8 protein-coding genes and 1 tRNA gene are annotated in these 13,708 nt (G+C 64.1%); 5 read left to right on the forward strand and 4 right to left on the reverse strand.

The annotated features are described in order from the left end of the window. Positions 1-20: 20 nt before the first annotated feature. Positions 21-1,217 carry a phosphotransferase gene (locus E3T38_RS17530; RefSeq protein ID WP_134548343.1) on the reverse strand — a complete coding sequence of 399 codons (1,197 nt, stop codon included), beginning with the start codon at positions 1,215-1,217 and terminating at the stop codon, positions 21-23. Between the two features lie 84 nt (positions 1,218-1,301). Between E3T38_RS17530 and nudC the strand changes: the two genes are divergently transcribed. Continuing rightward, positions 1,302-2,285, forward strand: a complete 984-nt coding sequence (gene nudC / locus E3T38_RS11605) for an NAD(+) diphosphatase (protein ID WP_134548344.1) — start codon at positions 1,302-1,304, stop codon at positions 2,283-2,285. A gap of 2 nt (positions 2,286-2,287) precedes the next feature. Beyond that, positions 2,288-3,997, forward strand: a complete 1,710-nt coding sequence (locus E3T38_RS11610; RefSeq protein ID WP_198417349.1) for an ATP-dependent helicase — start codon at positions 2,288-2,290, stop codon at positions 3,995-3,997. Between the two features lie 856 nt (positions 3,998-4,853). Here E3T38_RS11610 and adhP read toward each other — a convergent pair. After that, on the reverse strand, positions 4,854-5,864 hold the full coding sequence (gene adhP / locus E3T38_RS11615) for an alcohol dehydrogenase AdhP (protein WP_134548539.1): 1,011 nt from the start codon (positions 5,862-5,864) through the stop codon (positions 4,854-4,856). A gap of 130 nt (positions 5,865-5,994) precedes the next feature. Then, complete coding sequence (locus tag E3T38_RS11620) at positions 5,995-7,296, reverse strand: zinc-dependent metalloprotease (protein ID WP_134548540.1); 1,302 nt, start codon at positions 7,294-7,296, stop codon at positions 5,995-5,997. Positions 7,297-7,521: 225 nt separating this feature from the next. Between E3T38_RS11620 and E3T38_RS11625 the strand changes: the two genes are divergently transcribed. The 3 genes from E3T38_RS11625 to E3T38_RS11635 all read left to right on the forward strand — a co-directional run bounded on the left by E3T38_RS11625 (position 7,522) and on the right by E3T38_RS11635 (position 11,924). Continuing rightward, entirely contained in the window at positions 7,522-8,625 is a 1,104-nt protein-coding gene (locus E3T38_RS11625; RefSeq protein ID WP_134548346.1) for a PDZ domain-containing protein, read from the forward strand. Between the two features lie 132 nt (positions 8,626-8,757). Beyond that, a complete protein-coding gene (locus E3T38_RS11630; RefSeq protein ID WP_233197821.1) occupies positions 8,758-11,682 on the forward strand; it encodes a UPF0182 family protein in 2,925 nt (974 codons plus the stop codon). 168 nt (positions 11,683-11,850) lie between these two features. Beyond that, a tRNA-Met gene (locus E3T38_RS11635) sits at positions 11,851-11,924 on the forward strand. Positions 11,925-12,028: 104 nt separating this feature from the next. On the opposite strand, the gene E3T38_RS11640 is transcribed toward E3T38_RS11635, so the two are convergent. After that, entirely contained in the window at positions 12,029-13,459 is a 1,431-nt protein-coding gene (locus E3T38_RS11640; RefSeq protein WP_134548347.1) for a short-chain fatty acid transporter, read from the reverse strand. Positions 13,460-13,708: the final 249 nt, after the last annotated feature.

Genomic DNA, 13,708 nt, shown 5'->3' on the forward strand with positions numbered 1-13,708 from the left:
GTCATCGCCCCCGAGCGCCTCTACTCGGAGGCGGACCTTCTTGCTGCCTGGTCGGGGGCGATGACCCCGGTGCGCGAGTCGCCGGACACAGAGTCTCCAGTGGACCCATTATCGGAATCGGAATCGGAATCGGAGTCGGATTCGGAGTCGGATTCGGCGTCCACGCAGAGCCCCGAGAAGTTGTAGCTGTCGGTGTGCATGGCCGCATGCTGATCGTAGTCGCGGGCGGCGCGGGGCATATGGTCGAGCATGTTCTCCACGTCACCAACAGTCATGATCGGGCCGGTTTCGGGGGAAAGCGGTTGCTGGGTGTGGCTGTGCACCGTGTCGACGAGGCCGTCGAGCATCGCGACGGCGTCATCCACTATGGACTGGTCGTGGCTGCTGACGCCGTGCAGCAACCAGCGGGCCAGTTCGAGCTCGGCGTAGAGCATGGCACGCTGGGTGATATGACTGTCGCTGCCCTGACGAGCGGTCGAGTACGTGGTGATGGCCAGTTCAGCGGCATGTCCGCGCGCGGCGAGCAACCAGTGGAGGTCGCGGGCCGGGTCTCCGACGGCCAGGCCAGACCAGCCGAGAATACCCGATACGGCGTCGTCGGTGATCAAAATGGAATCGGACGACATCGACCCGTGCACCACCGCCGGCGCGAACTGCCACAGGGCCTCGTCGTCGGTGGCCTGTTCCCAGCGGCGCAGCAGTGCCGCGGGCAGGTAGCCGGTATTGGCGGCACGGTCGATTAGGTCGATGGCATCCTTGCGGCACTGTTCGGCGCTCTGCTGGGAAAGTCCGGCTGTGCCGATGAAAGCGCTCGGGAGTGAGTGGATCGCGGCGATGGCCCGGCCGATTGACCCCGAGACGCCCTCGTGTCCGGTGAGGGCATCCGCATCGAAACTGTCGCCGGCCAGCAGCTCGTAGACGACAGCGCGGGTTCCCTGAATCGGCGTTTGACCGACATATTCGGGCACGTCGAACGGAAGCCGGCTGCGATTGCCGGTGGTGAGCGCGCGCAGCGCCACGAGGTCGGCGGACTGTTCGGTTTCGGCTGACTGGCTGGTGGGAACGCGAATGATCAGCGCCCGCCCGTCGGTGTCGATGACGAGCGCTGAGTCGAACAGTCCGTGCGCGCCGGCACTGTGCTTGCGGGCGTAGGCCACGTCGAGCCCCGGAACTGCGGAGGTGGCTAACGCGGCTAGAGTGAGTTGAGTTCTGGCCATGCTTACTAGGTTAGATCGACTTCCGGTTGCGGGGCTGTTCGCCACGCCTCCACACCCACGTTCTCGCAGAGCTCGGAGATTACCATGTCGTTCACTTTCACGACGCGGTTGCCGCTGTCTCGCCACGCGGTTGACCGCGACCACCTGAGCCGCGCAATTCCCGGGCTGTTCGACCAGCTCTGGGCGGATGCCGCCACCCGCGTTCTGCTGGTTTGGCACGGCAAGATACTGCTCGCGCCAAACGACTCGACCAGCGCCGCACACCTGGCCCTGCTGCCTCCGACGAGCGTGGCGATGAGTCGAGAGAATCCCGGCTTGCGCGTCTACCTCGGCCGGTCCCTGCCGACCGACCTGCCCGAGCCGACCGGCACCCGAATTGTCGCCGCGCAACTCGACGACGACGCTGCGGCCCGGCTGGAGCCCGACGAGAGCCGTTGGGTGAACCTTCGAATGGTCGCGACCGTGCTCAATGACCGTGACGCCGGTCTGTTCACCGAGGCCCTCGGTGTGCTCAACTGGCACGCCTCGCACGCGCACTGCCCGCGCTGCGGCGCCGCAACCGTGGTCGAGGAGGCCGGTTGGGTGCGTCGTTGCCCGGTGGACAACAGCCAGGTGTTCCCACGTACCGACCCCGCCGTGATCGTGCTCATCACCGACGCCGACGACCGCATCCTGCTCGGCTCCAATGCTATGTGGGAGAACAACCGCTACTCGCTGCTTGCCGGATTCGTCGAACCCGGCGAAAGTCTTGAAGCGGCCGTGATTCGCGAAATGTTCGAGGAATCCGGCCTGCGGGTGACCGATCCGGCCTACGTCGGCTCTCAGCCGTGGCCGTTCCCGGCCTCGGTCATGTGTGGATTCACCGCTCGCCTCGCCGACGGCCAGCGGGCCCGTGATCTGCTGCCCGACGGTGCTGAGATTCTGGCGCTGCGCTGGTTCACCCGGCAAGAGCTGGTCGATGCGGGCGAGTGGATGCTGCTGCCCGGCCCCTCGTCAATAGCGCACGCCATGATCGAACGCTGGCTCGGCGCTCCGTTGCCGGCCTCGACGGAACTGATTCGCCCGTGACGGTGACCGCCGACTCGCTGCTGAAGGGCCTCGATGAACAACAGCGCATTGCCGCCGAAGCGCTGATCGGCCCGGTCTGCATGCTCGCCGGCGCCGGCACCGGCAAGACCCGCGCCATCACGCACCGCATCGCCCTCGGCGTGTTGACCGGCGCGTACGCCCCCAACCGGGTCATGGCGCTCACGTTCACGAGCAGGTCGGCAGCGGAACTGCGTGGGCGACTGCGGCAGCTCGGTGCCGGGGGAGTGGCCGCGCGCACGTTCCACGCTGCAGCGTTATCTCAACTGAACTACTTCTGGCCACACGTGGTCGGCGGGCAGGCACCGCGCATCCTCGACGGAAAGGGTCGCATCCTCGGGCACGCCGCCGAGGCCCTGCACCTCAAAATCGATACGGCCACCCTGCGTGACCTTGCGGCCGAGGTGGAGTGGCGCAAGACCAGCGGCCTGAGCATCGAGCAGTATGCGGCCGGCATCGCCCGCCGCAGCCTGCCAGGACGGCTCGACATCGACCAGGTCGTGGCCCTGCAACAGACCTATGAGAAGCTCAAAGACGATCGCAAGCAGATCGACTTTGAAGACGTGCTGCTCGCCATGGCCGGCATGATCGAGGCCGAACCATCGGTGGCACTGCAGGTGCGTGAGCAGTACCGGTTCTTCGTCGTCGACGAATATCAGGATGTCTCGCCACTGCAGCACGACCTGCTCGCGCTGTGGCTCGGTGACCGCCGCGATCTCTGCGTCGTCGGCGACGCCAGCCAGACCATCTACTCCTTCGCCGGTGCCCGCAGCGACTACCTGCTCGACTTTCCCAAACACTACGAGGATGCCACCGTGGTGCGGCTCGAGCAGAACTACCGGTCGACCGCGCCCATCGTTGCTACCGCGAACCAGCTCATGCGCGGCCGTTCCGGCGCACTGACCCTGCACGCCGCACAATCCGACACCGGCTCCGATCCGAACGTGCGCGGCTACGCCTCGGATATGGCCGAGGCGCGCGGTGTCGCGGAGCAGATTCTGCAGCTCATCGGTACCGGTACCAAACCCGAAGACATAGCCGTATTGTTCCGGGTCAACGTGCAGGCGGCACTGCTTGAAACAGCGCTGACCGAGGTCGGGGTGAGCTACCAGATTCGCGGCGCCAAACGGTTCTTCGACCTGCCCGAAGTGAAACAGGCGGTGATGAGCCTGCGCGCGGCATCTGTTTCGATCATCGGAGAACCGCTGTTCAAGTCGGTCAGCGACGTGCTGCGGTCCCTCGGCTGGAGCCAGACCGCCCCGGAGACGCGCGGCGCAGTTCAAGGTCGGTGGGAATCGCTCAATGCCCTGATGGGTCTGGTTGACCAGGCCGCCGTCGGTACCACCTTTCGCCAGTTCACCGACGACCTGATGGAACGCCAGGCCGGCCAGCACGAACCGACCGTCTCGGCGGTGACACTCGCCACCATGCATTCGGCCAAGGGCCTCGAGTGGGATGTCGTGTTCGTGGTCGGTTTGAGCGAAGGACTGGTCCCGATCAGCTATGCAAGTACCTTCGAGCAGATAGACGAGGAGCGCCGACTGCTCTACGTTGGCATCACGCGGGCCCGTAGGCGGCTCGCGCTGAGCTGGTCGTCCTCCGGAGTGCAGGCTCGCGCGCCTCGGGAACGATCTCGTTTTCTGCAAGAGCTTGACAGCCGCACCGCTCGTGGAGTCGGTGCACGCTCCGCGTAACGGTGCCGGAGACGGCGTCAATGCGCAACGACCGGGCGAACACCGCTGACCGTCCGGTCTCGAGGCGATCCTGTACGAGCCCGGCTACCCGGGCGGCGACCTCAAAGCTCAGCCGGGGTGTTTCGCTCGGAGCCTGCCGCGGGGCCAGCTGGCAGGCCATGGCCGGCCAGGCGGGATCGTCATCGACGTGCGCGAGTTCGAGACAGGTCAGGCAGGGCCCAAGGCCCGGTTCGACCAGCGGTCCGACCCGGGCGGCGCTGTCGCTGAACACCACCGGCAAGTGGGGAATGTCGCGGCGTAGCCAGCGCCCGTGACGCTCCGGTGAGAAGACGTACTGTCCGACCAACACTGCCAGTTCTGGTTCAGTGCCGGGTAGCGGCTCCTCGATTCCGAGGTTGGCCAACAGGGTACGCACGCGAAAAGCGGTTGTTCCAATACCATCAACGAGCACGGTGCGGGGCAACGGCGTGATCGGAGGTTCCGCATCGTCTGATACGTACAGCAGCGCCGGCCCGAGCAGTTCGAGCAGATGCGTCACCTCGGCAGCGGATGCTCCAGCCAGCGTTCCCAGCAGCATCGCACCTGATCGATGCACCCCAGCGACGAGGGCTGACAGCACGGCCTCGTGGGCGACAGTGAGTCCATCGATCCGAACAACGGCGTGGTCGATGCCGAGTTGTACGCAATCCGGTGTGCGCCACACCAGGGGGTATCGAGGATTCAGTCGAAGGGCCATGCCGACATGATGACGCACATGGCCCCGGCTAAATGAGTTCTCCACAGGCTGGTTATCAAGGGGTGCGGGCGGTCACGCTCGAATATTGGGATTCGACGGTAACGCCGCCCGCACCGGATATCAGTAGCGGATGACCACGCGACCGTCAATCTTGCCGTGCTTCATCTCGTCGAGCACTTCATTGACTTCGTCGAGGCGACGCTCGGAGACCGTGGGGTGAATCTGGCCGCGAGCGTAGAACTGCAGGGCTTCTTCCATGTCCTGACGGGTACCCACGATGGAGCCGCGGATGGTGAGGCCCTTCAGCACGATGTCGAAGATCGGGGCGGGAAAGTCTCCGGGCGGCAGGCCATTGAAGACGATGGTGCCGCCTCGACGGGTCATGCCGATGGCCTGGCCGAAGGCGGCCGGGTGCACCGCGGTCACGAGTACGCCGTGCACTCCGCCGGTGGCTTTCTGTATGGCGGCAACCGGGTCGCCGTCGAGGGCGTTGATCACAAGCTCGGCGCCGTGCTGGCGCGCCAGGGCGAGCTTGTCGTCGGCGATGTCGACGGCGGCAACCCGCAGGCCCATCGCCTTGGCATACTGCACGGCAATGTGGCCGAGGCCGCCGATACCGGAGATGGCAACCCACTGGCCAGGACGGGCCTCGGTCATTTTCAGGCCCTTGTAGACGGTGACGCCGGCGCAGAGCACAGGAGCGATTTCGATCGGGTCGGCTCCGTGCGGAATGCGCACAGCGAAGCGGGAGTCGACGAGCATGTACTGCCCGAACGAACCGTCAACGCTGTAGCCGCCGTTCTGTTGCGCTTCGCACAGGGTTTCCCAGCCGGTGCGGCAGTATTGGCAGCTTCCGCAGGCGCTCCAGAGCCAGGCGTTTCCGACGAGGTCGCCGATGGCGAGGTCATCGACGTCGGCGCCGAGGGCGACAATCTCGCCGACACCCTCGTGGCCTGGAATGAACGGCGGGCTCGGCTTCACCGGCCAGTCGCCTTCCATGGCGTGCAAGTCGGTGTGGCAGACGCCGCTGCTGATCAGCTTGACGAGGGCCTGACCCGGGCCGGGTGTCGGTACGGGAACCTCATCGATTGTGAGGTTCTCGCCGAACTCGTGCACGACGGCCGCGTGCATGGTCGTCGGCACCCGGGTGGATGTCTTCGTGTTGCTCTCGGTTACTGTCATTGCCAAACTCCTTCGTTTGGGACATTTCGTCCGTTAAACGACGGTATCTCAGCAAAGGTTGCGGCAACGTTGCGCGTCTCTAGGCCTCGTGTGGGCGTTCGGCACCGTCATCGCGCAGCAGATCTTCGAGGGCCTGATCGACGTCGTCGAGCACCTCGGGCTCGCCGCGTGCCGCGCTCGTCAGGCGGGCGATCAACTGCTGGGGATCGTCGATGTCCTGCTCAGTGGGCAGCAGGTCAGGGTGCGACCAGAGGGCGTCGCGCGCTTCGTTGCCAACGGCATCCGTCACGGCTTGCCACATCGCTGCGGCCTCCCGCAGTCGGCGCGGGCGCAGTTCGAGACCGACGAGGGTCGCGAAAGCGGATTCGGCCGGACCGCCGGAAGCCCGGCGGCGTTTGACGGTCTCGGCGATGGCATCGGCTTTGGGCAGCCGAATCGTGGCGCGGGCGGTGACGACATCAACCCAGCCTTCGACCAGAGCGAGCATCGTTTCGAGGCGCGACAGCGCTAGAAGTTGCGACTCGGACTTCTGTTGGATGAGCGAACCGTCCACCATGGCCTGACGTAGGTCTTCCGGGTTGGAGGGGTCGAAGCTTCCGGCGAGTTCTTCAAGACGGCTGGAGTCGATGCTGATTCCGCGCGCATATGCCGTGACTGAGCTGGTCAGGTGCAGGCGCAGCCAGCGGGCGTGCCGAAACAGTCGGGCGTGGGCAATCTCACGCACGGCCAAATAGATCTGCACCTGGTCGGTGGGAACGTCGAGGCCGGCGCCGAAATCGGAAACGTTCTGGGGGAGCAGGGCAGCCTGCTGCTCGCCGAGCAGCGGGATGCCGACGTCGCCGCCGCTGACGACCTCGCTGGCCAGCTGGCCGACGACTTGGCCGAGCTGCATTGCAAAGAGGGTGCCGCCGATACTGCGTACGAGCTGGCTCGCGTTGGCCACCATGCCCTGCATCTCTTCGGGCACCTGTTCGGCGAAGACCCGGGTGAGCGAATCGGAGATACTCGTTGCCACGGGTTCGGCCAGCTGGGTCCACAGCGGCATGGTCGCAGTAACCCACTCGCGACGGGTCATCATCCGGGGTTCAACGGTCAGTTCGGCCACGGAGATGACGTCGTCGAGCCAGAGGGCCGCGATGTGAAAAGCCTGGCGCAGCTGGGTCTGCTGCTCGTCGGTCGCCGTGAGCTGGCCGTTAGCCGCTCGCTGCTGGCCCTGGGTGAGCGCAATCTGCCAGTCCACACCGGTGCCTTGGGAGTTCATAGCGCCCTGGAGCTGTTGCATAAGAGCCGCCACACTGGCCGGGTCGCTGGGCAGGCCGGCCGCGTTGGCGAGCTGGCCCGGGTCGATACCGCTCTTGCCGCTCAGAATGTCGCGCAGCATGTCACGGAACTCGTCACTGGGCGTGTTATCGCCGGGCTCGCCCGGGTTCTGGTCGTTCGGGGGTAGGGAGTCGTCGGCCACTTCAGGCCCCTCTCAGTTGCATACTTCTACGCTAGTGCGAGTAGCCCGTTCGGGGCTGGGAAATATCCTAGGCTGAAGGGCTTGCAGTGCGCCCGTCGCGAACACGACCGGGAACCTGGCAGGAACCAATACGGAAGGAGCACGGTGGCTCTCTTCACCGATGACTCACCGGCACCCCAGGGTGCACGGCGTCGCCGCCCCTCGATCGGCTGGACGGCGTTGTTGATCGCCCTCGTTGCCGGAGTGATTCTCGGCGTCATGCCGGCCCCCTACGTCATCGAAAAGCCCGGACCGGTCTATAACACTCTCGGCTCCGCCACCGATGCCGACGACGTCGAGACCGCCCTCATCACCATCCCGGGTGAGACGGTCTACCCGACTAATGGCACGCTCGACCTGCTCACGGTGTCCCTGCTCGGCAACCGGGAGAACCGCCCGAGCTGGCTCAGTGTCGCCGGAGCATGGCTTGATCCGAGTGAGGCCGTCCTCCCCATCGACCAGGTGTTTCCCGCCAACGTCAGCACCGAACAACGGGATGCGCGCTCCAGTGCCGACATGATCAATTCCCAACAGGATGCCATCGCCGCGGCCCTCACTCATCTCGGCTACGACTACCCAACGACAGTCACGGTGGTCAGCTTGCCCGATGGCTCCCCGGCGACGGGCGTGATCGAACCCGAGGATCAGATCTCCGCGGTGAACGGGACGCCGGTTGTCAACGTCGCGGAACTGCGTGCCGCGTTGCAGACCAACGGCGCCGAGACGGCGGCCAGCCTCGACATCGTGCGAGGCGGCGTAGCGCGCACCGTCGAGGTCACCCCGATCGACAGCGCCGGCACGGTCGTGGCCGGGGTCAACGTCTCAGTAACTTACGACTTTCCGTTCGAGGTGCAGATTCAACTCGACAAGGTCGGCGGACCGAGCGCCGGCATGATGTTCGCGCTCGGAATCATCGACAAGCTCACCCCCGGAGAGCTGCAAGGCGGTGAGAACGTGGCCGGTACCGGCACGATCGACCAGTCCGGTGTGGTCGGCCCGATCGGCGGCATCCAGCAGAAGCTGTACGGCGCCGTCGAGAATGACGCGAGCTGGTTTCTGGCTCCGGCAGGCAACTGCGACGAAGTGACCGGCAATATCCCCGACGGTCTGAGCGTGTTCTCCGTTGCTACCCTCGATGAGGCACTGGCCGCCCTTGACGCGATCAAAACCGGCGACACGAACGGGGTCCCGACCTGTCCAACGAGCTAGCGTCGCAGGAAAAACTTCGGACAGCTCGGCAATGGTGACTCTCTCAGGGGTGCTTAAGTAAGATAGACGTGACCCTGATCACGCGGTTAATGATCACCCTGTACCTAATGACTGAGCGCAAGAGGCCAATTCGTGAGTTCATCAGCAGCCGACAACGCCCCCCGGCGCGGCCGAGCCCCGCTAGCAATTTCCGCAGCAATTATCGCGGGGTTGGTGATCCTGTTCTTTATTTTCGCCGGACTATATACCGATGTCTTGTGGTTCGACCAACTCGGATTCCTCAATGTGCTGACCACCCAGTGGATCGCCGGCACCGTGCTGTTCCTGATCGGGTTCGTCGCCATGGCTGTGCCGGTCTGGGTGAGCATCCAGCTGGCCTACCGCCTGCGCCCGGTATATGCGAAGCTCAACTCGCAGCTTGACCGCTACCAGCAGGTCATCGAGCCGCTGCGTCGCCTCGCGATGTTCGGCATCCCTGCGCTCCTGGGCCTGTTCGCCGGTGTGGCCGCCGCCACCCGCTGGCAGACCGTGCTCATGTGGCTCAACCGCACCGAGACTGGGCGCGTTGACCCGCAGTTCGGCTTTGACATTTCCTTCTACCTGATGGATCTGCCGTTGTATCAGGCCGTGCTCGCCTTCGCATCCGCCGTCGTGCTCATCTCGGCCCTGGTCTCGGTCGCTACCAGCTACCTGTACGGGTCCATCCGGGTGTCCGGCCGTGAGGTGCTCATCTCCAAGGCGGCCCGTGTACAGATCGCCGTCACGGCGGCCGTGTATCTGCTGCTACAGGCCGTGAGTATCTGGTTCGACCAGTACTCCACCCTGACCAACCAGGGCACACTCATCACCGGCGCCGGCTACACCGACGTCAACGCCACCATCCCCGGCCGCGCCATCCTTGCCGGCATCGCTGCAGTGGTCGCCCTGCTCTTCATCCTCACGGCCATCATCGGCCGCTGGCGTCTGCCGGTCATCGGCACCGCGCTGCTGATCGTGTCGAGCCTGCTGATCGGATCGCTCTACCCCTGGGTCGTGGAGCGCTTCCAGGTGGAGCCGAGCGCTAAGTCGCTTGAGGCACAGTACATCGAGCGCAATATCAATCTCACCCGGGATGCCTACAACGTCGCCGGCATCGAGGAGATTCCCTACAACGCGAAGACCACCGCCGAGCCCGGCGCCCTGCGCGCGGACGCCGCAACCACCGCCAACATTCGTATTCTCGACCCGGCGCTGGTCAGCGACTCGTTCGCCCAGCTGGAGCAGTTCCGCCAGTACTACCAGTTCCCCGGCAACCTCGACGTTGACCGCTACATGATCGACGGTACCTCGCAGGACACCGTCGTCGCCGTGCGTGACCTCAACATCGACGGCCTGAACACCGGTAATACCTGGGTCAACTCGAAGACCGTCTATACCCACGGTTATGGTGTGGTCGCCGCCTACGGCAACCAGCGCTCGGTCGACGGGCAGCCGGTGTTCCTTGAATCAGGCATTCCCACCAGTGGTGCGCTCGGTGACTTCGAGCCGCGCATCTACTTCGGTGAGACCTCGCCGGAGTACTCCATCGTCGGTGCCGAAGAGGGTGCCAACCCGATCGAACTCGATTATCCGTCGGGCGAAGAGGGTGCGGGCCAGACCTACACGACCTTCTCCGGAGATGGTGGACCAAAACTGGACAACGCGTTCAAGAAGCTCATCTACGCGCTCAAGTTCCAATCAGAGCAGATCTTCCTGGCGGCCTCGGTCAACGACAAGTCGGAGATCCTCTACGACCGTGACCCGGTCACCCGCGTACAGAAGGTCGCGCCGTACCTCACGCTCGACTCCGATGCCTACCCCTCGGTCGTTGATGGTCGGGTGAAGTGGATCATCGATGGCTACACGACGTCGGCGAATTACCCGTACTCCACTCCGGTCAGCTTGAGCGATGCCATCGCCGACACTGAGACACCACCGCAGCCGTACGCCCTCGACAGCATCAATTACATGCGAAACTCGGTCAAAGCCACCGTCGACGCCTACAGCGGCGAAGTCACCCTCTACGCCTGGGACGACAAAGAGCCGTTACTGCAGACCTGGCAGAAGATCTTCCCGTCGACGCTCAAACCCATGAGCGAGATGAGCGGCGACCTGATGAGTCACGTTCGCTACCCGGCCGACCTGTTCAAGGTTCAGCGCTCGATTCTCGGGCAGTACCACGTGACCGACCCGGGATCGTTCTACTCCAAGGACGACGCGTGGATCTCACCGAACGACCCGGACTCTCCGGCGACGAACCCCACCTTGCAGCCGCCGTACTACCTCACCATGCAGGTACCGGGAGCGGATGCCCCGTCCTTCTCGCTATACACGACCTTTCAGCCGGAAGCAACGGGTGAATCCAGCCGAAACGTGCTCTACGGCTATCTCGCCGTTGACGCCGACGCCGGATCGGAAGACGGTGTGCGCGCCGAGGGGTACGGTCAGCTGCGACTGCTCAATCTGCCCAAGGACGGCACTGTCCCAGGCCCCGGCCAGGTGCAGAACGTCTTCAACGCCGATCCGGCCGTGTCGACCGAACTCAACCTGCTGCGCCAGGGTTCCTCGACCGTGCTGAACGGAAACCTGCTGACCCTGCCGGTCGGTGGCGGACTGCTCTACGTGCAGCCGGTCTATGTGCAGTCCACGGGTGAGACGAGCTACCCGCTGCTGCAGAAGGTTCTCGTGGCCTTCGGCGACCAGATCGCGTTCGAGGACACCCTCGACGGTGCTCTCGATGTGCTGTTCGGCGGCGATTCGGGTGCGACGGCCGGTGATACGGCCGTGCCGGACCCGGCTGCCACGGACGGAGCAACGGGCGGCACGACCGGTGGTGCTACCGGCGGCACGGACGTGCCGACCGAGTCGACCGGCGATGCGGCAACAGATGCCCAACTCAAGTCGCTTCTCGCTGTCGCCAAGACGGCGCTCGCCGACAAGGCAACCGCACTCGCCGCCGGCAACTTCGCCGACTACGGCACCGCTGACGCCAAGCTTGCCGAGACGATCGCGAGTATGCTCGCCCTGCTCGGCGAATAGTCCCACCGCAAGACCGGTCGCAAGCCCTCACCCGTCTCGGGTGGGGGCTTGCGCTCGTTGAGCCGATGGTATTCGATACCAGATAAGGCAAAATTTCAGTAGTTTTTTGCGATACCAACCCAAAGTGGTCAACCGCGCTTTGAGGGTGTGCTAAATTTGTACTTGTAGCGCGGGGTGGAGCAGTTCGGTAGCTCGCTGGGCTCATAACCCAGAGGTCGTAGGTTCAAATCCTGCCCCCGCAACAGATGCCCCCGGAACCCCTGGTTCCGGGGGCTTTTTCGTGCCCGAATTCAGTCAGGCAACGAGGAGCCGATCAGGAATTCTCCTCGCTCATCTCGCCGGCGCTCTAGGGGATGACCGGTGCCACGAACTCGAAGGTTCGTCCAAGCAGCCAGACCAGAAGCAATACCACCGGCAGGTGGAACATGAACTGCAGGAACGTGAATCCCACGAGATCTCGTGCTTTGAGGCCAAGGACCGCGAGTAGGGGCAGCATGAAAAACGGGTTGATGAGATTGGGCAATGCCTCGGCAACGTTGTAAACCTGCACCGTCCAGCCCAGGTTCATCTGAACATCGGTGGCCGATTGCATGACATACGGTGCCTCCACCAACCATTTACCACCGCCCGAAGGAACGAAGATTCCCAGGATGACCGTGTATAGCGCGACAATCACTGTGAAACCGCCGCCACCGCCCACGCTGGTAAAGAATTCGGCCAGGTGCTCCGAGACGGTCATGCCCCCATTTCCGATTGCCCGGGTCAGAATTGCAGCCATGGCCGCGTAGAGCGGAAACTGAACCAAGATTCCGGCAGTGGCAGGAACGGCCTTGGACACAGCCTGCAGAAACTTGCGCGGTGTTCCGTGGAGCACGAGCCCGAGAATCAGGAAAACCAGAAGGTACCCATTCAGGCTGCTGACCACCGACAAGACGGGACTCGTCACGAACTGCGAGACCAGCCAACCCAGTGTCAAGAGCGCGATCAGGACGGGAAGGATGCGACTGTACTCGAGCCATTCACCGGGTCGTGAGCGTGGCGCTGCTGGCTCCGGCTCGTCATTGAGGTCCACGCCAAGATCCTGTGCAGTTCGAATGGCGTCGCCACGCGGAGCGGAGAAATGCGCGATCAGAACTGTCAGGGCAATGATGATCGCGCACATGGTGAGCGACTGCCAGGTGAAAATCGTCGTACCGAAGTCGAGTACGCCGGTGACCTGCAGAAGGGCCGGCGGCAGGGACGTTGCCGTGGCTTGAAGTTGCGCGGCGGATGATGACATGCCCAGCGCCCAGACTGCTCCCAAGCCCATGAATGCGGCGGCCCCGAGCGCGCGGTAGTCCACACGAAGATCGGTTCGGCGGGCAATGGCTCGCGCCAACAGGCCGCCGAAGACCAGGCTCAGGCCCCAATTGACAAAAGAAACGGACATAGACAGGAACGCGACGAAGCTCACCGCCGTTGCGGCTGACTGGGGCACAGCCGCAAGCGTATCGATCAGCCGAGCCACGGGTCGGGATGTCGCCACGACGTACCCGGTCAAGACGACCATAGCCATTTGCAGGGTGAAAGCCGTCAGGTCCCAAAAGCCGTTGCCGAAAGAATCGACGATGATCTGCGGGCTTGAACCATTAGCCAAGGCGGCGACGGCGACGAGGAGTACACCGACCAGGGCGAAGATATACGCATCCGGAAACCATTTCTGAGTCCAGCCTGCGAGAGACTGGGCCACACGCGCCAGCCCCTTCTCCGTGCGAATTTGTGGGGCGGTAGCCGTCACGGTGGTCTCTCTTCTTTGAGGCGAGTGTGCACGCGCGCTGGCGCGATCGGGGGATGGCCGCACCCCGATGGGGATGAACAGCCATTTGCAGGCTAGGCGCGGCGCGATGGGCATGTCAATGTGGTCAGATTCGGCGCACCGTCAAGCCAGAAGGCGTTATGACCTGCTCACACCGGCTTGAAAAACTTTTTGTCAATATGTCATGACATTAAGCACAGAGGGCGCTACTGTGGAGGGACGGCGGTAAGC

The sequence above is a fragment of the Cryobacterium sp. Hb1 genome (assembly GCF_004403585.1).
In the GTDB taxonomy this organism is placed as follows: Bacteria; Actinomycetota; Actinomycetes; order Actinomycetales; family Microbacteriaceae; genus Cryobacterium; species Cryobacterium lyxosi.